Annotated in this window: 14 protein-coding genes and 2 pseudogenes; 8 read left to right on the top strand and 8 right to left on the bottom strand. The window is 71.4% G+C overall.

All coding sequences use genetic code 11. The annotated features are described in order from the left end of the window. Positions 1–227: 227 nt before the first annotated feature. Entirely contained in the window at positions 228–851 is a 624-nt protein-coding gene (locus tag ACIQOU_RS26770) for a GPP34 family phosphoprotein (RefSeq protein ID WP_401539905.1), read from the bottom strand. Between the two features lie 307 nt (positions 852–1,158). On the opposite strand from ACIQOU_RS26770, the gene ACIQOU_RS26765 reads away from it, so the two are divergent. Further along, positions 1,159–2,772, top strand: coding sequence for an ABC-F family ATP-binding cassette domain-containing protein (locus ACIQOU_RS26765; RefSeq protein WP_401539903.1), 1,614 nt, complete (start codon positions 1,159–1,161; stop codon positions 2,770–2,772). 190 nt (positions 2,773–2,962) lie between these two features. On the opposite strand, the gene ACIQOU_RS26760 is transcribed toward ACIQOU_RS26765, so the two are convergent. Beyond that, entirely contained in the window at positions 2,963–3,973 is a 1,011-nt protein-coding gene (locus ACIQOU_RS26760) for an NADPH:quinone reductase (RefSeq protein ID WP_401539900.1), read from the bottom strand. A gap of 384 nt (positions 3,974–4,357) precedes the next feature. Here ACIQOU_RS26760 and ddaH point away from each other — a divergent pair, with 384 nt between their 5' ends. Beyond that, a complete protein-coding gene (gene ddaH / locus ACIQOU_RS26755) occupies positions 4,358–5,134 on the top strand; it encodes a dimethylargininase (protein WP_401539897.1) in 777 nt (258 codons plus the stop codon). A 210-nt stretch (positions 5,135–5,344) separates the two neighbouring features. Then, entirely contained in the window at positions 5,345–6,316 is a 972-nt protein-coding gene (locus ACIQOU_RS26750; protein WP_401539895.1) for an acyl-ACP desaturase, read from the top strand. A 189-nt stretch (positions 6,317–6,505) separates the two neighbouring features. Here ACIQOU_RS26750 and ACIQOU_RS26745 read toward each other — a convergent pair whose 3' ends face one another. Continuing rightward, on the bottom strand, positions 6,506–6,751 hold the full coding sequence (locus ACIQOU_RS26745; protein ID WP_401539892.1) for a WhiB family transcriptional regulator: 246 nt from the start codon (positions 6,749–6,751) through the stop codon (positions 6,506–6,508). Positions 6,752–6,961: 210 nt separating this feature from the next. Between ACIQOU_RS26745 and ACIQOU_RS26740 the strand changes: the two genes are divergently transcribed. Beyond that, positions 6,962–7,747, top strand: a complete 786-nt coding sequence (locus tag ACIQOU_RS26740) for a VOC family protein (protein WP_401539889.1) — start codon at positions 6,962–6,964, stop codon at positions 7,745–7,747. Positions 7,748–8,445: 698 nt separating this feature from the next. Here the strand turns inward: ACIQOU_RS26740 and ACIQOU_RS26735 are convergent. The 3 genes and pseudogenes from ACIQOU_RS26735 to ACIQOU_RS26725 form a co-directional block, all read right to left on the bottom strand. Next, positions 8,446–9,054: pseudogene (locus ACIQOU_RS26735) on the bottom strand (substrate-binding domain-containing protein); the annotation flags it as partial. 617 nt (positions 9,055–9,671) lie between these two features. Continuing rightward, positions 9,672–10,155: pseudogene (locus ACIQOU_RS26730) on the bottom strand (LacI family DNA-binding transcriptional regulator); the annotation flags it as partial. A 590-nt stretch (positions 10,156–10,745) separates the two neighbouring features. After that, positions 10,746–11,771 carry a multicopper oxidase domain-containing protein gene (locus ACIQOU_RS26725; RefSeq protein WP_401539886.1) on the bottom strand — a complete coding sequence of 342 codons (1,026 nt, stop codon included), beginning with the start codon at positions 11,769–11,771 and terminating at the stop codon, positions 10,746–10,748. A gap of 189 nt (positions 11,772–11,960) precedes the next feature. Here ACIQOU_RS26725 and ACIQOU_RS26720 point away from each other — a divergent pair, with 189 nt between their 5' ends. Continuing rightward, positions 11,961–14,438, top strand: a complete 2,478-nt coding sequence (locus tag ACIQOU_RS26720; RefSeq protein WP_401539884.1) for a ThuA domain-containing protein — start codon at positions 11,961–11,963, stop codon at positions 14,436–14,438. Positions 14,439–14,491: 53 nt separating this feature from the next. Further along, positions 14,492–16,642: an OmpL47-type beta-barrel domain-containing protein gene (locus tag ACIQOU_RS26715; protein ID WP_401540517.1), complete on the top strand. Its 2,151-nt coding sequence runs from the start codon at positions 14,492–14,494 to the stop codon at positions 16,640–16,642. Here the strand turns inward: ACIQOU_RS26715 and ligD are convergent. After that, positions 16,629–17,678, bottom strand: a complete 1,050-nt coding sequence (ligD, locus tag ACIQOU_RS26710) for a non-homologous end-joining DNA ligase (protein ID WP_401539881.1) — start codon at positions 17,676–17,678, stop codon at positions 16,629–16,631. The two genes, ACIQOU_RS26715 and ligD, sit on opposite strands and share 14 nt — an antisense overlap. An 88-nt stretch (positions 17,679–17,766) precedes the next feature. Here ligD and ACIQOU_RS26705 point away from each other — a divergent pair, with 88 nt between their 5' ends. Together ACIQOU_RS26705 and ACIQOU_RS26700 are read left to right on the top strand one after the other, a co-directional pair. Continuing rightward, positions 17,767–18,837, top strand: a complete 1,071-nt coding sequence (locus ACIQOU_RS26705) for an ATP-dependent DNA ligase (protein WP_401539879.1) — start codon at positions 17,767–17,769, stop codon at positions 18,835–18,837. 294 nt (positions 18,838–19,131) lie between these two features. Beyond that, positions 19,132–20,169 (top strand): DUF3048 domain-containing protein, encoded by a 1,038-nt coding sequence (locus ACIQOU_RS26700; RefSeq protein ID WP_401539876.1) that lies wholly within the window; start codon positions 19,132–19,134, stop codon positions 20,167–20,169. 6 nt (positions 20,170–20,175) lie between these two features. Here ACIQOU_RS26700 and ACIQOU_RS26695 read toward each other — a convergent pair whose 3' ends face one another. Then, positions 20,176–20,640 carry a MarR family winged helix-turn-helix transcriptional regulator gene (locus ACIQOU_RS26695; RefSeq protein WP_401539873.1) on the bottom strand — a complete coding sequence of 155 codons (465 nt, stop codon included), beginning with the start codon at positions 20,638–20,640 and terminating at the stop codon, positions 20,176–20,178. Positions 20,641–20,762: the final 122 nt, after the last annotated feature.

The following is a 20,762-nucleotide window of genomic DNA, read 5'->3' as shown; positions in this document are numbered from 1 at the left end:
GCCCAGTCGGACGTCTGCCACGCCGTCGTGGCTGGTCGCGCAGTTCCCCGCGCCCCTTTCCCGGCGTTGCTGGGCCCCTGGCCGAGATGATCGGGCCCCCTGTCGCTCCCCACGCCGCCCTGCCCTGTCGGTCGTCTGCCACGCCGTCGTGGCTGGTCGCGCAGTTCCCCGCGCCCCTTTCCCGGCGTTGCTGGGCCCCTGGCCTAGATGATCGGGCCTCCTGGTCGTTACCACGCGGCGTTGGTGGGCCCTTGGGCTTGGGGCTTCAGGGTGGTGAGGAGGGGGGTTAGGGCGGGGTAGGTGGTGGTGGCTTGGGTGGTGAGGGCTGTTGTTCGGGTGGGGTCGGGGGTGGGGAGCAGGTGGGTGGTGGTGGCCAGGGTCAGTAGGGCTGCTTCTTGGGGGGAGATCTCCGGCAGGGGGATGGGGCCTGTGAGCAGTTGCTCCGCCTCCTCCCTGAGTGCGTCGACCGCTGTTGTGCGGGCGAGGGTGTAGGCCACCGACGGGAAGATGCCGAGGACTCGTTTCCGGTCCGCGCGGAGGTATCCGTCGGCGGTCAGTTGTTCGCGGACGGCGTCGAGCGTCACGCGCGCGTGCGGGGTGAGCCAGCCCTGCCAGGAGTGCGGACGTGACTCGCGGATCAGTTCCAGGAGGCCGTCCAGGACCGCGTCCCCCGTCTCGGAGTCCAGGTCGACGGGCGTGGCGACTCCGTCGTCGTCGATGAGCAGTCCCCGTTGGACCAGTTCGACCAGGGCACCGGCCCGCACCAGGGGGCCGTCGGTGACCTCGGACTTCCTGGGGTCCCAGGCCAGCAGGTAGAGGCGGGCGGGCAGTGAGAGCGAGCCGTCGGACACGGTGCCTCCTTCGCTCGGGAAGATCAGTCGTCACGTTAATGCGTTGACTACGGCCCGGCCCGCTCGTAGCGTCGATGGTGCTTCTGTTGCCGTCGATCGGAGAAGGACGTTGCTCGTCTGAGGTCCTGAGTCACCGCGTCACACACCACGGGTGTGTGCGCAGCGTGCGACCTCGGCATCCGAGCCGTCCCGACGGAGCAGAGCCTTCCTGTGTCCGCCCTCGCTCCAGGGTCCCTCCCCCGCCATCGGTCGCCGGTGTCTCGATACGCGCTTGCCCCTGACCACACCAAGCAACCGCGAGGCCCGTATGTCCGCTTCCCTCACCTGCACCTCCCTGTTCTTCGCCTGGCCCGACGGGACCCCCGTCTTCGAGGGCCTCGACGTGACGTTCGGCCCCGGCCGGACCGGGCTCGTCGGCGTCAACGGGTCCGGGAAGTCCACCCTGTTGAAACTCGCCGCCGGTGAACTGACCCCGGCCGAGGGCACCGTCCGCGTCACCGGCGAGGTCGGCCACCTCCCGCAGAACGTCACGCTCGACACCCGGCTGCGCGTCGACGAGGCGCTCGGCATCGCCGCCCGCCGGGCCGCCCTGCACGCCATCGAGGCCGGTGACGCGGCCGAGGAGCACTTCGAGACCGTCGGCGACGACTGGGACGTCGAGGAGCGCGCGCTCGCCACACTCGGCGAACTGGGGCTCGGCCACATCGGCCTGGACCGGACCGTCGGCGAGGTGTCGGGCGGCGAGTCGGTGCTGCTGCGGCTGGCCGCGCTGCTGCTGCGCCGCCCTGACGTGCTGCTCCTGGACGAGCCGACCAACAACCTCGACCTGTACGCCCGCCGCCGCCTCTACGCGGCCGTCTCCGCCTGGCCCGGCGTCCTGATCGTGGTCAGTCACGACCGTGAACTCCTCGACCTCGTCGACCAGATCGCCGATCTGCGCTCCGGCGAGGTCACCTGGTACGGCGGCAGCTTCTCGGTCTACGAGGAGGCGCTCGCCACCGAGCAGGAGGCGGCCGAGCGCATGGTGCGCGTCGCCGAGTCCGACCTGCGCAGACAGAAACGCGAACTGGTCGACGCCCAGGTCAAGCTGGCCCGCCGCAAGCGGTACGGGCAGAAGATGAGCGACCAGAAACGCGAGCCGAAGATCGTCATGGGGGCGCGCAAGCGGGCGGCGCAGGAGTCCGCGGGCAAGCACCGCATCCTGCACGAGGAGCGGCTCTCGGAGGCCAGGGAGCGGCTCGACGACGCGGTGGACGCCGTTCGGGACGACGACGAGATCCGTGTCGATCTCCCGTACACGGCCGTGCCGCCCGGCCGGACCGTCCTGACCCTCCAAGACGTGGAACTCGCGTACGGCGCGCGCGTGGCGGGCGGATTCGAGCTGCGCGGCCCGGAGCGGATCGCGCTGATCGGGCGCAACGGCGCGGGCAAGACGACGCTGTTGCGGACGATCGCCGGGGAGCTGGCGCCGGTGTCCGGTGTCGCGCACGCGCACGTGCCGTTCCGTTTTCTGCCGCAGCGGCTCGATGTGCTCGACGGTGCGCTGTCGGTCGCCGAGAACGTGGCCCGGTTCGCGCCGGACGCCACCAACAACCGCGTCCGGGCCCGGCTCGCCCGCTTCCTGTTCCGGGGCGCGAAGGCGGACCAGAAGGCGGCCACGCTCTCCGGCGGTGAACGGTTCCGGGCGGCGCTGGCCGCCCTGCTGCTGGCCGAACCCGCGCCGCAGCTGCTGATGCTCGACGAGCCGACGAACAACCTCGACATGGCCAGCGTGCGGCAGCTGACGACGGCCCTGGAGTCGTACGAGGGGGCGCTGATCGTGGCCAGCCACGATCTGCCGTTCCTGGAGTCGATCGGGGCCACCCGCTGGCTGCTGCTGGACAGCGAGTTGACGGAGACGGACCCGGAGGAGATCGGTTAGCGCGTCGTCCCCGGCCGGGACGTGCCTGGCCGGTCACGGCGGGCAGGCCGCCCGTACGGACTCGGGTTCCGCGGCCGGGCGCCGGCCGGAACGGCACCGCCTTGAGGGCGCCGTTCACACCGGCCGGCAGCCGGAGCGGCCGTCACGGGACGCAGCTGTCACGGGCCGGAGCCGTCACGGGCCGCGACCGTCACGGGATATCGAGCAGGACCTTCCCGACAGCGCCCTGTTCGAGCGCGGTGTGGGCGTCAGCGGTGCGCTCCAGCGGGAAGCGGTGCAACGGCAGCCCGGCCTCCTCGCCCACCCGCAGGGCGCCCGCGTTCACGGCTGCCGTGATGTCGGTGAGCGCCTGCTGCTTCGCCGCGGGCGGCACGGTGTAGATGAAGACGCCCTGCCAGCGCAGGTTCGCCGACAGCGAGGAGAGCACGGGGATGGACAGGTGCTCGTCCGCGCCGCCCGAGTAGTAGGCCACCACGGCTCCCGGCGCGGCCACCGCGATGTCGAGGGCCGCGTTGGTGCCCGCGACCTCCACGACGATGTCGACGCCCTCGGGGGCGAACGCCAGGATCTCCGCCGCCGCGTCCTGTGTGCGGTAGTCGACCACCCGGTGGGCACCGGCCGCGTGCGCCAACAGGGCCTTGGCAGGGCTGCTGACCGTGGTGACCACCCGCGCCCCGGCCCAGCGGGCGAGCTGGATGGCCGCGTTGCCGACCGCGCCGGCGCCGCCCGCCACCAGCACGGTCGTGCCCCGCAGGGTGCCGGGCGCGATGCGGCCCGGTCCGCTCTCATGAACAGTCAGCGCGCGGTGCGCGGTCAGGGCCGGGATGCCCAGGGCCGCGCCGAGCTCGAACGGGGCGTGGTCGGGCAGGGCAACGGCGTGCTGGTCGAGGGCGAGCGTGTACTGCTGTGCCGTTCCCCAGGGCCGCTCCCACGCGGCTTCCCAGAGCCACACCCGCTGTCCCACCCGAGCGGGGTCGACCTGCGGTCCGACAGCGTCGATCACGCCGGCACCGTCCTGGTGGGGCACCTGCTCGTCCATGCCCGGCGGCAGCGCGCGTCGGCGGCTGCGCCAGTCGGTCGGGTTGACGCCGGAGACGTGCACGCGTACGCGTACCTCGCCCGGGCCCGGCTCGGGGACCGGACGTTCGACGAGTCGCAGGACCTCGGGACCGCCGGCGGCTGTCCGGATGACGGACTTCATCTCTCACCTTGTCTTTCGCTCGCCCCTGGAGAACGGTCGGTCGGCGCCCGGAGAAGCACGCGACCCCGCACGGGGCACTCCTTGCGAACTCCCCCTCCAGAAGCGGTATTCCAAAGAAGCTCGCGAACAACGATCTCCGGGTTTCGCCCTGATGACCTGACACGCGCGGGGGACAGCGGCCCAGCGGCACGGCCCGAGACAGGACACCATCCGAGACAGGACACCGTCCGAGACAACGAGAAGGCCCCCGGGCCACGGTGCCGTCGCCGGACAGCGAAGCCGAGAACCTGCGCCGCGCGGATGTGCTGCATGATGGCGGACCGGGCCCGCGCACCACGGGGGCCCGGTCCGCCGTTGTCCTGCTGCCCTTGTGGAGACCTCCTCGTGCCCAGTAAGAAGGCTCTCGTCCGCCGTCCCGGCCCGCGTCTGGCCGAAGGCCTGGTCACGCACATCACGCGCGCGGAGGTCGACGTCGCGCTGGCCGTCGAGCAGTGGGAGGCGTACGTCGACACGTTGGGCGCACAGGGCTGGGAGACGGTCGAGGTCGGTGCGGCCGACGACTGTCCCGACGCGGTGTTCGTCGAGGACGCCGTGGTGATGTACAAGAACGTCGCGTTGATCACCCGGCCCGGTGCCGGGTCCCGGCGTGGTGAGACGGCCGGTGTGGCGGAGGCGGTGACCGGCCTCGGCTGCTCGGTCAACCGGATCGTGGAGCCGGGCACCCTGGAGGGTGGCGACATACTCAAGGTCGACGACACGATCTACGTCGGCCGGGGCGGGCGGACCAACGCGGCCGGGGTGCGGCAGCTGCGGGCCGTTTTCGAGCCGCTCGGGGCGCGCGTGGTGGCCGTTCCGATGAGCACCGTGCTGCATCTGAAGTCGGCGGTGACGGCGCTGCCCGACGGGACCGTCATCGGGTACCCGCCGGTGGTGGACCAGCCGGCGCTGTTCCCGCGCTTCCTGCCGGTCCCGGAGGAGTCCGGTGGGCACGTGGTGCTGCTCGGCGGCGACAGGCTGTTGCTGGCGGCGAGCGCGCCGCGGACGGCGGAGCTGCTGGCCGGGCTCGGGTACGAGCCGGTCGTCGTCGACATCAGTGAGTTCGAGAAGCTCGAAGGATGTGTGACGTGCCTCTCGGTCAGGCTCCGGGAGCTGTACTCCTGACGGGTGACAGCGCCACCCTTTCATCCCGGGACCTGCGGCTCCTGGGTTTTTCTGACATGCCTCAAGAACCCTGCTGATCAGGGCCCTTTACGCCTGCCTTAACCTACGGCAACGTAACCTACGGTTTCGTAGCCTACGATGCCGTAGGTTCCGGCACCGCTCGCCGGTAGTCCTCGTTCCCCTGTTGTTGCGCGTCCCCCTGGAGTCTCCGTGACGATCACTTCTCCGCACGTTGGCAGCCCCGCCGGCTGGACCGACGCCAAGCTGTTGTACGCCCTGGAAGAAGTGGTTGAGAAGGAACTCAACCGGCACCTCGCCGTCACGAAGGACTGGATGCCGCACGAGTACGTGCCGTTCAGCGACGCCCGTAACTTCCCGGGGTTCTTCGAGGACGGCGAGGCCTGGAGCAAGGAGCAGTCCCCGGTCACCGAGATCGGCAAGATCGCCCTGGTGGTCAACCTGCTCACCGAGGACAACCTGCCGAGCTACCACCACGAGATCGCCTCGCTCTTCGGCCGGGACGGCGCCTGGGGCACCTGGGTGCACCGCTGGACGGCCGAGGAGGGCCGGCACGGCATAGTGATGCGTGACTATCTGCTCGCCTCGCGCGCGGTGGACCCGGACAAGCTCGAAGAGTTCCGGATGGCCCACATGAGTGAGGGCTTCGAGTCGGACAACCGGCACTCCATGCTGCACTCGGTCGCCTACGTGGCGTTCCAGGAGCTGGCCACCCGCATCTCGCACCGCAACACCGGCCACCAGTCGGGCGACCCGGTCTGTGACCGCATGCTGGCCCGGATCGCGACCGACGAGAACCTCCACATGGTCTTCTACCGCAACCTCCTGAAGGCGGCGTTCGAGCTGGCGCCCGACCTGACGATGCAGGCGGTCCGCGATGTCGTCGTGCAGTTCCGGATGCCCGGCCACGGCATGCCCGGTTTCGAGCGCGCCGCCGCGCAGATGGCGATCGGCGAGGTCTACAACGTCCGTATCCACCACGACGACGTCATCCAGCCGGTGCTGCGCTTCCTCAAGGTCATGCAGATCGACGGCCTCGGCCCCGAGGGCATGCAGGCGCAGGAGGAACTGGGTCTGTACATGAGCGGCCTGGACGCGGAGGCCGTCAAGTTCGACGAGAAGCTGGCGGCGCGCAAGGCGCGGATGGCGGCCCGCCGCGCCTGATCCGTCCCACACGAAGGGGCGCACCGTTTCCCGGTGCGCCCCTTCGTCTGTTTCGTCTGTCTCGTCTGTTCCCGTTGTCTTCCCGGCGCGCCCGGTCAGTGGCGCACGACGGAACGGCCCGCCTCGGCGGTCGCCTCGTCGGCGTGCCTGCGGGCGGCTCACCAGGGCCGGAGCGTCGGCGGCGAGCGTCTAGTGCGAGGTGCGGCGCAGGGCCAGGCGTTCCTTCTCGGAGAGGCCGCCCCAGACGCCGAAGCGTTCATCGTTGGCGAGGGCCTGGTCGAGGCAGGCGGAACGTATCTCGCACATGCCACAGATCCGCTTCGCCTCCCGGACCGAGCTGCCCGGCTCGGGGAAGAAGAAGTCGGCTCCGGTCTGCGCACACAGCGCCTGTGCCTGCCACTGCGGGGCGGCCGGCGGGATCGTCTCGATGTGCATGCTCAGATCGTGTCGCGCAGCGCGAAACATTCGATCAACGTCGGATCAACGCCGTGCCCGAGAGCCTCCGCCATGCCCTCTGACCTGCGCGTCAAGGCCCGTGCCGAGCGGGGGGCGTGGTGCTCCGGCCGCGATTGTCAGTGGTCGGTGCAAGACTCGTGAGTGCACGGGACGGGACCTTCGGGCGGGACCTTTCTAAGGAGAGCGACGATGCTCACCACACACTTCATCGACGGCGCTCCGAACTGGATCGACGTCGGCGCGACCGACCTCGACAGCGCCATCTCGTTCTACGGCGGGCTCTTCGGCTGGACGTTCCAGTCGGCGGGGCCCGACGCCGGTGGCTACGGCTTCTTCCAGCTGAACGGCAGGACGGTGGCCGGTGGCATGCAGACGGACGGGCAGCAGTCGCCGCCGACCTGGACCGTCTATTTCCAGAGCCCGGACGCCGACGCCACGGCCCGGGCCACCGCGCAGGCACACGGCACAGTGGTCGTGCCGCCGATGGACGTGATGGCCCAGGGCCGCATGGCGCTGCTGGCCGACGAGGCCGGTGTGCCCTTCGGCATCTGGCAGCCGGGCGAGCGCAAGGGGCTCGACGCGGCGAACGAACCCGGTGCGCTGGGCTGGGTCGAGCTGTACACGGCGGATGTCGCGGCGGCTGCCGCCTTCTACCACTCGGCGCTGGGGCTTGAGACGTCCGCCGTGACCTTCCCCGGCGGCACCTACACCTGCGTCAACCCCGCCGACGCGGGCGAGGAGACGATGTTCGGTGGCATCGTGCCCCTGGCCGCCGACCCGACGGAGACCGGCGCCCACTGGCTGCCGTACTTCGAGGTCACCGACACGGACGTCGTCGTCTCCGACGCCCGGAACCTGGGCGGCACGGTCCGCATGTCCGCCACCGACATCCCCGGGGTAGGCCGCATCGCCAAGCTGGCCGACCCCTTCGGCGCCCGCTTCGCGGTGATCAGAAGCGAGCAACGAGAGGGCTGAGACGGGGGCGGGAAGCAGGGAGGCGGACGGGGGGCGGGCATCGGTGACTGGGCGGGGGGCGGCTTGTTCGGTAGGGGGACGGGTGCGGTTGCGGAGGGCGCGGGCTCGCGGTCGGGGTGCAGGCTCGGCTCACGCAGAAGCGGGCTGGCCAGAGCCCGTTGTGGGCATGCCGGGGGGGGCGGCAGGAAGGCTGAGAGGGAAGGGGCGGTTAGAGGACGACACCGGTGACCGGGCAGAGGGGACCGGCTCAGTAGGGAATGGGGGCGCGTGGAAGAGGGGGGCGAGCTCGACGGACGCCAAAGTGAGCTGGTCAGCGCCCGCTGCCAGCACGACGGGCGGTGACAGGAACGCGGGGCGGGTAGACGGAGGGGGCGGTCAGGGAGCGGGCACCGGGTGACCGGGCAGGGGGACGGGCCCGGCAGGGGATGCGCGCGGGGGCGGCGGGGGTGCGGGCTCGGCGCACGCGAACGTGGCTCGGTCAGCGTCCGGCGCAGGCATGACGGGCGGCGACAGGAAGGCAGGGCGGGTAGACGGAGGGGGCGGTCAGGGAGCGGGCACCGGGTGACCGGGCAGGGGGACGGGCTCGGCAGGGGATGCACGCGCGAGTGCGGAGGAGTGCGGGCTCGGCGCACGCGAACGTGGCTCGGTCAGCGTCCGGCGCGGGCATGGCGGGCGGTGAGCGCAGGCTTGGTCTGCGTCTACGCGGAGGCTCGGCGGATGAGGGTCGTCGGGAGGACGATGCCGGTCGGTGCGTTCGTGCCGCCGGTGCGCTGCGCGCCGGTCCATGTCACGGCGTCGTGAGCACCTGCGACGGGCAGCCCCGCGTCCCCGGTGCGGTGATCGAGGCGGCGCAGCAGCACCCGTGCCATCAGTCGGCCCATCCCCTCGATGTCCTGGCGGACCGTCGTCAGGGGCGGGTCGGTCTGCTCGGCGACCGGCAGCATGTCGTCGAAGCCGATCACCGCCACGTCCTCGGGCACCCGGCGCCCCCGCTCGCGCAGCACCCGCAGCGCACCCGCCGCTGTGAGGTCGTTGGCGGCGAAAACGGCGTCCAGGTCGGGGCGGCGGTCGAGTAGTTCGCGCATCGCCCGCTCGCCCCCGGCCGGGGTGAAGTCGCCCTCGACGATCAACCGGGGGTCGGCGTCGATCCGGACGTCCCGGAAGCCGTCGAGCCGGTCAGCGGCGGACGTCTGGTCCAGTGGGCCGGCGATGTGCGCGACGCGCGTGCGGCCGAGCCCGACGAGGTGGCGTACGGCCGTGCGGGCGCCGCCACGGTTGTCGCTGTCGACGTACACCACGCCGTCGCCGTCGGCGTGGTCGCGGGCGGCTTTGCCGTGGCCGCCGGTGCCACGGGCGTCGCGCCTGCCCGGCCCAGCTTGCCGACCCCCGTCGCCTGGTCCCCACTCGCCAGCGCCGTCAGCGTCGACACGGCCCGTCTCCTCGTCACCACCGGTGCCCCCGGCGCATCTCCCACTCGGCCCAACTCGCCGACCTCCGCCGCTCGCGTCCCCGACGACATCTCCGCCGGCATCCGCACCCCGGCCCGCATCGGCATCGCCCCCGCAGCTCGCCCGCCCGCGGCCATCCCCACAGCGCGGGCCCCCGACCCCATCACCCTCGCCGTCGCGCAGGTCCCCGGCGCCGGTTTCCCCGGCATCACGCAGGGCCCTGGCCCCATCACCCTGACCTTCGCCCAGGCCCCCGGCGCCCCCGGCGGCACGCAAGCCCCTGACCCCGTCGCCCCTGCCATCGCCCAAGCCCTCAACTCCGGCGCCCCCAGCACCACGCAACCCCTCGGCCCTATCGCCCCCAGCACCACGCAACCCCTCGGCCCTATCGCCCCCAGCACCACGCAACCCCTCGGCCCTATCGCCCCCGGCACCACTCAGACCTCCGCCCCCGGTAACCCCGCTCCCCTCTCCCCCACCGTCGCTCCAGTCCGGTCGGCCGCCGAAAACTGTGGGGACGCCCGCGCGGCGGATCAGGGCGGGGAGTGGGTCGTCGAGGTGGAGGGAGAAGACGAGCGCGCCGTCGACGTGGCCGCCCGCGAGGTAGCGGCCGACCCGGGCGTGGTCGTCGCGGCCCTCGGTGAGCAGCAGCACGAGTTGGTTGTCGTGGGCTGTCAACTCCTTGCTGATGCCGCGTAGTTGGAGGGCGAAGAAGGGGTCGGCGAAGACCCGGGTCTCCGGTTCCGCGATCACCACGGCGACGGCGTCGTGGCGCCGGGTCACCAGGCTGCGGGCGGCTTGGTTGGGGACGTAGCCGAGTTCCTCCACGGCGCGCCGTACCCGTTCGACAAGGGGTTCGCTGACCCCGTCGCCGCCGTTCACCACCCGGGAGGCGGTGGCCCGGGACACCCCGGCCAGGGCGGCCACGGCCTCCAGCGTGGGACGCGCTGTGTCGGTCACTCGGGGCTCCTCACCGGCGGGTGCCGATCAGGATAACTCCGGCGAGTGGGGAGATGAGAGCGCTCTCGGACACGTGCCGGTGCTCATACGGCGCGGGTCAGCGGGCGTGCGCCATGTCGGACCCATCAACGGCATCCGCCCCCGCATCCGCCACGCGTGCCGGTGCTCATGCCCGCGCGAGCGAATGGGCGTGCACCGCATCCCACCCATCAGGGGCAACCGCCCCCGCACCCACCACACATGCCCGGCGCTCGTGCCACGCGAGTCAGCGGGCGTGCACCGCATCCGACCCATCGGGGACATCCGCACCCGCCGCGCGTGCCGGCACTCGTGCCGCGCCGCTCAATGGGCGTGCACCACATCCGCCCCGTCAACAGCGTCCGCCCCCGCACCCGCCACACGTGCCCGGCGCTCGTGCCGCGCGGGTCAGCGGGCGTGCACCGCATCCGAGCCACCAGCGGCATCCGCCCCGTGCCCACCGCAGGTACCGGCGCTCGTGCCGTGCCGCTCGGCTCAACGCGCGTGCGCCACATCCGACCCATCAGCAGCGTCCGCGCCGCCACACGCACCCGGCGCTCACGCCGCTCGGCTCAATGCGCGTGCGCCGCATCCGCCCCGTCGGCCGCGTCCGTGCCCGCCCCCGTACCCGTACCCGCACCCTCCCCCGCCCCGTGCGGGTGCCCCCTCTCGTGGTCCGGGATCGTGCCGTCTGGTTTTCTCACCAGGAACAGGCCGACCATGCCCATGTCCGAGTGGCTCTGGACGTGGCAGTGGTACATCCAGGCGCCCGCTCCGACGCCCTCGCCCGCGATGATCTGGAAGCCGAAGGAGTCCGCGGGGCCGACGATCTTGTTGTCGACGACCTGGCTGGGGTCGTCCGGCCCGGTGAGGAGGCCGGTGCGGTTGTCGGCCCAGCGGTGACCGTGCAGATGGAACGTGTGGTAGTACTCGCCGTGCGTGATCGACACGAACTCGACCCGGTCGCCCACCGTGGCCTCGAAGTCGGGCCCCGAGTGCGCGGGTTGGTTGTTGATCGTCATGTCGTTGAAGACGATCGTGTGGGTCCGGTCCGGCAGGATGTCTCCCGCGCGGCGGACGATGACGGCCCCGTAGAGGCCCTTGCGGATGCCGCCGGTGCCGTGGGCGGTGCCGACGACGTGGTCGTGGTAGTGCCAGTAGCCCGCGCTGCCCGCCCGCCAGGTGCCGTCGGCGCGGCGGCCGGGGGCGTGGGTGCGCCAGGTGTAGACGCGGGTGGCGCCCGGTTCCACGGCGCTCTTGTTCAACGTCGTTCCGTCGCTGGAGATCTCGTAGTCCAGGCCGTGGACGTGGAGGCTCGCGGCGACGTCGAGGGTGTTCTCCAGCTCGATGTGCAGGGTGTCGCCCTCGTTGAGTTCGATGAGCGGTCCCGGGATCGAGGCCTTGCCCTTCTCCAGACCGTAGCCCAGCTGCCCGTCGGCGAGCTTCTCGGCGTACAGCTTGAGGTGTCTGACCTCTCCCCCGGCCGGTGCGGTGCGGGCCGGACCGGCGGCGCGGGCGATCGGTGGCGCGAGGGACATCGAGGTCGCGACCGCCGCCGAGCCGAGCAGCATCCGCCGGTTGAAGCCACGTCGGTCCATGCGGAACTCCCCACGCTGGTAAGGACGTTGCCCAGGTCTGCCGGTGATGGACCCGTGCGACGGTAGCGACCCCTCAGCCGTTTATCCACACTCGGGACAAAGTTCGAGCGATTGCGGCCGTAGGTATTGGCGGACCGGGCAAAGCCGTCTAGCTTCCTTGGCGTTGTCGCCGCGACCGGGGAGGTGCCCATGCACTTACGAGGGTTGAGCACGGGAAGGGCAGGACGACGGGCCTGGGCCGCCACCGTGACGGCCGGGGTGCTGGCCGCCGGGCTGCTGTCGGGGCCGGCCGCGAGCGCGCGCCCGGTGACGGAGCCGGCGTCGACAACGATGTCTGTCCCGTCACCGCCGGGCGGCGCGAACGTGCGGGTGCTGATCTTCTACGGGTCCGCGGCGGCCGGGGACGAGTCGCCGGTGGTGAACGCCGGTATCGAGGCGATCGAGCGGATCGGGCTGACGGGCCCGCAGGAGCGGCGGTTCGCGGTCGAGGCGACCGACGACGCGTCGGTCTTCACGGACGGGTCCCGGCTGGGGACCTTTCACGCGATCGTGTTCCTGACCGGCGGCGGGGATGTCCTGGACGCGGAGCAGGAGGCCGGTCTTGAGGCCTATATGGAGGCGGGCGGCGGGTTCGTCGGCCTGCATGACGCGGCGCGCGCGGAACCGTACTCGGACTGGTTCACCGGTCTGATCGGCGCCCGCCCCGCCGCCTCCAGCCCAACGGCCGTGCAGCGTGCGGTCGTTGAGGTGGGCGACCGGCAGCATCCGGCGACCAGGGAGCTGCCGGTGCAGTGGCGGCGGGCCGACCAGTGGCCGAACTGGGTGAAGAACCCGTCCGGCGAGGTGCACACCGTGGCACGGGTGCGGGAGTCGACGTACGCGCCCGGGGTGAGCGCCAACGGCTGGGACCATCCGGTGAGTTGGTGCCGGGACTATGACGGCGGGCGGTCCTTCTACACCGGTATGGGCGGCACGGTGTCGTCGTACGACGAGGCCGACTTCCAGGCCCATCTGCGCGGCGCGCTGCTGTGGACCACCCGGCTGGTGCGGGCCGACTGCAAGGCCACCATCACCGGCAACTACCGGGCACAGCGGCTGACCAAGCCCAACCAGGCGGGTCTGAACGACCAGATCGGGGAACCGCACGGCCTGGTCACCGCGCCCGACGGACGCGTCCTCTACATCGGCCGGGGCGGAGCCGACTCCTCCCGGCCCGTGGTCACCGACTGGAACGACCCGGACGTCGGCAAGGGCCAAGGACAGATCCACGTCTACGACCCGAGGACACAAAAGGTCACCCTGGCAGGCGAGTTGACGGTCTTCGGGAACAAGGGCGGCGGGGACGAGCTGGTCAAGGTCGAGGAGGGGCTGCTCGGGATCGAGCTGGACCCGCGCTTCGCGGAGAACGGCTGGGTGTATCTGCACTACACACCGCACTCGGGCCTCGACCGTGACCGGCAAACGGCCGCGCGGCGCGTCTCCCGCTTCACCCTCGACCCCGCCACCCAGAAGCTGAACCTGAGCAGCGAGAAGGTGCTGCTCACGTGGCCGGTGCAGGTGCACAGCTGCTGTCACGCGGGCGGCGGGATGGCCTGGGACTCGAAGGGCAACCTGTACATCGCGACCGGCGACAACAACTCCAGCCAGTTCAGCGACGGTTACTCCGGCAACAACCCGGCGCCGAACTACAAGGGCCTCTCGTTCGCCGACGCGCGCCGTACCGCAGGGAACACCAACAACCTCAACGGCAAGATCCTGCGCATCCATCCGGAGTCCGACGGGACGTACACGCTCCCGGCCGGGAACCTCTTCACGGGCCGGGAGACCGACGAGGGCGGCGGCCGGACGCGCGGCGAGATCTATGTGATGGGCGTGCGCAACCCGGCGCGGATCTCCGTCGACCGGAGCACCGACATCCTCTACGCGGGCTGGGTCGGGCCGGACGCGTCGGTGCCGTCGACGATCTGGGGGCCGGCCAAGTACGACACGTTCGCCGTCATCTCCCGGGCCGGTAACCGGGGTTGGCCGTACTGCATGGGCAACAAGCAGCCCTATCGGGACCGTAATCTGCCCGATCCCTCTAAGCCGCTCGGCTGGTACGACTGCGACCATCCGAAGAACGAGTCCCCGAACAACGACGGTCTGATGAATCTGCCGCCGGTGACGGGCAACAACATCTGGTACGCGCCCCAGGGCGGCGCACCGGACTACCCGCGCGACGCGCACGGCGTCCCCTCCTACCGGCAGGACGAGGCGACCTATCTGCTGCCGTGGCTCAAGGGCGGCGGGCAGGCCGCGATGAACGGGCCGGTCTACCGGTACGACGCGGCGAGCACGAGTGCGGCGAAGTGGCCCGCGTACTGGGACGGGAAGTGGTTCGTCGGTGACTTCTACGACGCCGATCAGCCGCGTGACGCGGTGCTCACCGACCCGAGGACGCAGGGTGACGGGGGCCTTCCGGTGCACGCGGAGTCGCTCAAGAAGATCGTGCCGATCGGCAACGACGGCATCAAGAACCTCATGGACTGGAAGTTCGGTCCCGACGGGGCGCTGTATGTCCTCGACTACGGGCGGGGGTTCTTCACCTCGGACGCCAAGTCGGCGCTGTGGAAGGTCACTTACACGGGCGGCGGGCCGACCCCGGCCGCGAACCTGCTGGCGAGGTGAGGGCAGTGTTGAAGCAACACCGCGTGCTGACGGCCCTGTTGGCCGCCCTGCTCATGGTGCTCGGCCTCCAGTCGACGGCGGGCGCCAGGACCGGCCCCAGACAACCGGCCGCCGCCCAGGTGCTGACCTGGACGGCGGGTGACGACATCACGGCGTACGGTTCGGCGCCGACGACGGCGGTGGCCGGGCAGGCGACGATCGTCTTCGAGAACAGCGCGGCGACCGGCAACACCACGGGCATGCCGCACACGGTGACGTTCGCGACGACGGACCCGGAGTTCAACGGCGATGTCCAGCTCAACATCCTCGCCAACCCCGCCGACGACCAGGGCGGGCGGCACACCGCCGAGGTCACCCTCACCCCGGGCCGCTACTTCTACCACTGCACGATCCCGGGCCACGGCCAGATGCAGGGCATCCTGGTGGTCACCGAGCCCGGCGGCGAGGACACCACGGCACCGGAGACCTCCGCCGAGGTGCGCGGCACTCCCAACGCGCAGGGCCAGTACGTCGGTTCGGCGACCGTGGTGCTCACCGCGAGCGACGACGGCGGCTCCGGCGTCGACCGGATCGAGTACGCCGTCGGTGACGCGGACGTCTGGCAGCCGTACACCGCCCCGGTCCTCGTCGACCAGGTCGGCGACCACACGATCCGCTACCGGGCGACCGACAGGGCGGGCCAGGTGTCCGCCGTGAAGAGTGTGACGTTCACGGTGGTCGCCCCGCCGTCCGACGACACGACTCCGCCTCAGACGTCGGCGACCGTGAGCGGTGCGCGGGATGCCGACGGCGCCTATCTCGACATGGCGACGGTCACCGTGTCGGCCTCCGACACCGGCTCGGGCGTCAACTCCGTGGAGTACGCGGTGGGTTCGGGTGACTGGCAGGCGTACACCGGGCCGGTGATGGTGCATCAGGTCGGCACCCACACCGTCCGCTACCGGGCCACCGACCGGGCGGGCAACGTGTCGGCGGAGCGGAGCGTCACCTTCACCGTCGTCGCGCCGCCCGCTCAGGACACCACTCCGCCGGTGACCGGTGCGACCGTGACCGGCACCCGCAACTCCGACGGGGCGTACCTGGGCGGTGCCCAGGTCACCGTGAGCGCCGCCGACGAGGGCGGTTCGGGGGTCGCGGGCATCGCGTACTCGCTCGACGGCGGTCCCTATCTGGTGTACGGCGGGCCGGTGTTCGTCGACCGGGCGGGCCGGCACACGGTGGCGTACCGGGCGAGCGACCGGGCGGGCAACACCTCGGCGTCCGCCGCTGTGAGCTTCACGGTGGTCGCCGGTGGCGGGGTGCCCGCGCCCAACTGCCCCGAGTTCGACGAGCGGTTGACGGTGATCGTCGGCACGGTCGACTCGGGGGTGCCGAACCGGGTGACGAACGACCGGTGCCGGATCAACGAGTTGATCGAGGACGAGAAGGAGTGGACGTCCCACGCGCTGTTCCTCAAGCACGTCGGGACCGTCCTCGACCGGCTGTTCAGGGAGGGCGTGGTGGACGCCCGCGAGTCCGACGCCATCCGGGCGGCCGCCGGAGAGTCGGGCATCGGCAGGCCGGGTCAACACGACGGCTACCGGGCGCTGTTCGACGGCAGCGCGGACTCCTTCGCCGACTGGCAGCACGTGGGCGGTGGTTCGTTCGCGCTGAACCCCGACGGCACGATGACCAGCGGTACGACCACCGAAGGCCTCGGCATGCTGTGGTTCCCGCAGCGCAGGTACGGTGACTTCTCGCTGCGCCTCCAGTGGCGCGACGACGCCCCGGGCACCGGCAACGCCAACTCCGGTGTGTTCGTGCGGTTCCCGTGGGTCCACGACCACCCCGAGGAGCCGCGTCCGGAGTGGGTCGCCATCACGTACGGGCACGAGATCCAGGTGCTGGACCGGCCCGACGGCGACCTCTACAAGACGGGCTCGGTCTACGGTTTCGACCGGGTGGGGCTCGCCGGGGCCGGGGTCGCCCAGAAGGGCACCTGGAACGACTACGAGATCCGGGTGGTCGACCAGCACTACTCGATCTACCGCAACGGCGTCCTGATCAACGCGTTCGACAACATCGGCGGCCAGGAGTTCACCCCGCCCCGCGCCGGTGACCCCGGCACCGACGGGCGCCGTTTCGCCTCCGGGTATCTCGGTCTCCAGGTGCACAGCACGACGGACGTGGTGTCGTACCGGGACATCAGGGTCAAGGAGCTTTAGGAGCACCGGAGTCGGGCTCGGGCGGAGTGTCCTTTCTGGCTCGGCTCGGCTGTACCCGCTTGGGTTCACCCGGCATCTTCGGGTACTCCGGCGGGTACGGCAGGTCGCCGAGGTGGTGGTCGTGTTCGTCGCGGCGGGCCAGTTCCAGGAGGGCGTCCAGACGGAAGCGGTGGTCGTCCATGTCGGCGTGCACATCGCCCAGCCGGGCGAAGCGGGCCGGCATCGTCGCGAGGTCGAAGTCGCGGGGGTGGGCGTCACCGACCTCCTCCCAGCGCAGCGGCGCCGAGACGGGGGCGTGCGGGCGGGGGCGTACCGAGTAGGCGGAGGCGATGGTGCGGTCCCTGGCCGTCTGGTTGTAGTCGACGAAAATGCGCTCGCCGCGCTCCTCCTTCCACCACTTCGTCGTCACCCGGTCCGGCATCCGGCGCTCCAACTCCCGTGCCACGGCGATGGCGGAGCGCCGCACCTCGGTGAAGGTCCAGCGCGGTTCGATCGGCACGAAGACGTGCAGGCCCCGGCCGCCGGAGGTCTTGGGCCAGCCCCGCAGGCCGCCGAACTCGTCGAGTACGGAACGGAGTTCATGGGCGGCGCGGACGGCGTCGTCGTAGTCGGTGCCGGGCTGGGGGTCGAGGTCGATGCGGAGTTCGTCGGGGCGGTCGACGTCGTCGCGCCGTACCGGCCAGGGGTGGAAGGTGAGCGTGCCGTACTGGGCGGCCCACACGACGGCCGCCTGTTCGGTGGGGCACATCTCGTCGGCGCTGCGCCCGCTGGGGAAGGTGATGTGGGCGGTGGGAATCCAGTCGGGCATGTTCTTGGGCGCCCGTTTCTGGAAGAAGTTCTCGCCGGTGACGCCGTCGGGGTAGCGCTCCAGGGTGGTGGGGCGGTCGCGCAGGGCGCGCAGGATGCCGGGTCCGACGGCGATGTAGTACCGGGCCAGGTCCAGCTTGGTGAATCCGCGCTCGGGGAAGAAGACCTTGTCAGGACTGGACAGCCGGACGGTGCGACCGCCCGCTTCGAGTTCCACCGCTTCGCCCATGCGGCCACGGTAGGACCGGCCGCGCCGTCGCGCACACGCTGCGGCGGCCCGACGGGCAGGCCCCGGCCCCGAACCATAAAGTCGATATATGGATCTCCCGGTGATGCCGCCCGTGAAGCCGATGCTCGCGAAGTCGGTGGCGAGCATCCCGCCCGGCATGCAGTACGAGGCGAAGTGGGACGGATTCCGGGCCATCGTGTTCCGCGACGGCCCCGATGTCGTCCTCGGCAGCCGCACCGGCAAGCCGTTGACCAGGTACTTTCCCGAGCTGGTGGAGGCCTTGCGGGAGCGGTTGCCGCAGCGGTGCGTGCTGGACGGGGAGATCGTCATCGCCCGTGCGGGACGCCTCGACTTCGACGCGCTGACCGAGCGCATCCACCCCGCCGACTCCCGGGTGCGGACGCTGGCCGCGCGCAATCCGGCGTCGTTCGTGGCCTTCGATCTGCTGGCGCTGGCCGACGAGTCCGTCCTCGACGTGGAGCTGGCCGACCGGCGGGCGCTGCTCACCATGGCCCTGTCGGGGGTGACGGCGCCGGTGCACGTGGCCCCGGCGACCACCGACATCGACGTCGCGCGGCGCTGGTTCGAGCAGTACGAGGGGGCCGGTCTGGACGGCGTCGTCGCCAAACCGCTCACCCTGCGCTATCTCCAGGACCAGCGGGCGATGTTCAAGGTCAAGCACGAGCGCACGGCGGATGTCGTCGTGGCCGGATATCGCCCCCACAAAAGTGGCCCGGTGGTGGGCTCGCTGCTGCTCGGGCTCTACGACGACCGGGGCGTGCTCCAGCACGTGGGCGTGTCGGCCGCGTTCACCATGAAACGGCGCGCGGAACTGGTGACCGAGCTGGAGCCGTTGCGGATGGCCGATGTCACGGGGCATCCCTGGGCGGCGTGGGCCGAGGAGGCGGCGCACGAGGAGGCCCGGCTGCCCGGCGCCCCGAGCCGCTGGTCCGGCAAGAAGGACCTGTCGTGGGTGCCGCTGCGGCCGGACCGGGTGGCCGAGGTGGCGTACGACCATCTGGAGAACGGCGCCCGGTTCCGGCACACGACGCGCTTTCGCCGTTGGCGCCCCGACCGTACGCCCCTGACCTGCACCTACGCGCAGCTGGAAGAGCCGGTCAGCTACGACCTCGCCGAGATCCTCACCCCGCGGGCCTGAGCCGACGGCCACGAGCCCGTCGTTCAACGGCGCCCTCGGCGCCCCGCGTCACCGGCTCACGCGCCCTCCGCCTCGCGCCCCCCCTGCCCCGCGCGCCCTTCGTCGCGCTCCCCGCCCCGCACCCCGCTCCGGCTTACCGCCGTCACCCGTCCGGGGGTCCGGTCTGCGCCGTTCGATGGACTAGGCCACCCGTTCGGGCGTGTTCAGCGCGCGCTTTCCGGAGGGATCGGGGAGGGACAGCGATGAAACGACAAACGCACAACCGAACAAACGGACTGGGTGGCAACGGTGGGTATGGGACACAGAGCGCGGACGCGACGCGCCACGACGACGACGGCGTTGCTGGCCGCGACGGTGACGGTCACGCTGGCGGCGGGCTGCGGGGCCGGGTCGCACAATCCGCTCGACGACAACCGGGGGCAGCCGAGCCTCACCCCGGCGGCGACCTCCAAGGCACCGCAGACCCCGCAGGTCACCCGGACCCCACCGAACTCACCCGCCCCGCAGCGGCACGCCGATACCCCCGCCCCGCTCGCCGTGAAGATCGACAATGTGCGGGCCGCCCGTCCGCAGACCGGGCTCCAGGCCGCGGACATCGTCTACGCCGAGCAGGTCGAGGGCGGCCTGAGCCGGTTGATGGCGGTGTACGCGACGACGTTGCCGAAGGTCGTCGGGCCGGTGCGCAGTGCCCGTGAGTCGGATCTCGAACTGTTGCGCCAGTACGGGCGGCCGACGCTCGCCTTCTCGGGGGCGCAGCACCGGCTGCTGCCGTTGATCGGCAAGGCGCCGCTCCGCGCGGAACTGCCCGGGAACGTGTCCGGGGCCTTCTTCCGGGGCGCCGAGAAGGTCGCGCCGCACAACCTCTTCGTGCGTCCGGCCCGGCTGCTGCCGTCGGCGCCCACCTCGGCGGCGTTGACGAACGGTTTCCGCTTCGGTGCCGCGCCCGACGGGGGCACCCCGCAGGCGTCGCGGACGGTGCGGTACCCGACGTCGTCCTTCACCTTCGACTGGGATGCGCAGCACGGGCGTTGGCTGGTGTCGACGGATGCCACGCCGACCATGTCGGACGGGGAGCGGGTGGCGCCGGCGACCGTGGTGGTGCAGTACGTGAAGGTGCGCTCCTCGCGGTTCCACGACTTCCTCGGCAACAACACGCCGTACACGGAGACCGTGGGGTCCGGGGCCGCCGAGGTGCTGCGGGACGGGCGGGCGTTCGACGTGCGGTGGAAGCGGGCGAAGGCGACGGGCGGGACGGACTTCACGACGCGCGATGGGAAGCCGGTGAACTTCGCCGAGGGCCAGGTGTGGGTGGTGTTCGCGGAAACGTCCTGACCTGGGTCAGTGCGGTGCGGCGAGGGGTTCCGTCGGGTTGCGGAGCCCCTCGGCCGCGTCCGCGACCCGCCCGATGAGGTCGAAGAAGGTGCGCCGTTCGGCGGCGGAGAGCGGGGCCAGGAAGACCTGGTTCATCCGGGCGGTGCGCACGGTCAGCTTGCGGTGGACGCGCCGCCCCTCGTCGGTGAGGCGGAGCAGGAAACGGCGGCCGTCGCCGGGGTCGCGCACCTTGTCGAGCAGGTCGCGGCGGCCGAGCCTGCTGATCACCTCGGCGACGGTGGACCGGTCGAGCCCGACCCGCTCTCCCACCGTGCGCTGGTCGAGGCCGCTCTCGGCGACGAGGGCGTTGAGGACCGCGAACTGCGGCGAGGTGATCTCCTCGGAGACCATCGTGTTCCACAGCAGGTAGTGGGCCTGCTGGAGCCGCCGGGCCAGGTGCCCGGGGTGGGTGGTGAGGTCCACCGCGGCCATGTGCGCTCCCGAGGTTCGTCCGTCATGGGTGGCTGTCTCTTTGAAACGTGCACTGAACGATACCGTCGATGACCGGAGGTGTCGTGGGGCGTGCGCACGCCGGTGTGCCGCTGTTTCCCGGG

It is taken from the genome of Streptomyces sp. NPDC091279 (assembly GCF_044757465.1).
In the GTDB taxonomy this organism is placed as follows: Bacteria; Actinomycetota; Actinomycetes; order Streptomycetales; family Streptomycetaceae; genus Streptomyces.
This window is presented reverse-complemented; position numbering and strand designations above follow the sequence as displayed.

Excerpts from the sequence above, each read along its gene's own strand:
- ACIQOU_RS26765 (WP_401539903.1), top strand. The coding sequence starts at position 1,159 with ATGTCCGCTTCCCTCACCTGCACCTCCCTGTTCTTCGCCTGGCCCGAC.
- ACIQOU_RS26760 (WP_401539900.1), bottom strand. The coding sequence starts at position 3,973 with ATGAAGTCCGTCATCCGGACAGCCGCCGGCGGTCCCGAGGTCCTGCGA.
- ACIQOU_RS26745 (WP_401539892.1), bottom strand. The coding sequence starts at position 6,751 with ATGCACATCGAGACGATCCCGCCGGCCGCCCCGCAGTGGCAGGCACAG.
- ACIQOU_RS26740 (WP_401539889.1), top strand. The coding sequence starts at position 6,962 with ATGCTCACCACACACTTCATCGACGGCGCTCCGAACTGGATCGACGTC.
- ACIQOU_RS26725 (WP_401539886.1), bottom strand. The coding sequence starts at position 11,771 with ATGGACCGACGTGGCTTCAACCGGCGGATGCTGCTCGGCTCGGCGGCG.
- ACIQOU_RS26720 (WP_401539884.1), top strand. The coding sequence starts at position 11,961 with ATGCACTTACGAGGGTTGAGCACGGGAAGGGCAGGACGACGGGCCTGG.
- ACIQOU_RS26715 (WP_401540517.1), top strand. The coding sequence starts at position 14,492 with ATGGTGCTCGGCCTCCAGTCGACGGCGGGCGCCAGGACCGGCCCCAGA.
- ligD (WP_401539881.1), bottom strand. The coding sequence starts at position 17,678 with ATGGGCGAAGCGGTGGAACTCGAAGCGGGCGGTCGCACCGTCCGGCTG.
- ACIQOU_RS26705 (WP_401539879.1), top strand. The coding sequence starts at position 17,767 with ATGGATCTCCCGGTGATGCCGCCCGTGAAGCCGATGCTCGCGAAGTCG.
- ACIQOU_RS26700 (WP_401539876.1), top strand. The coding sequence starts at position 19,132 with ATGGGACACAGAGCGCGGACGCGACGCGCCACGACGACGACGGCGTTG.
- ACIQOU_RS26695 (WP_401539873.1), bottom strand. The coding sequence starts at position 20,640 with ATGGCCGCGGTGGACCTCACCACCCACCCCGGGCACCTGGCCCGGCGG.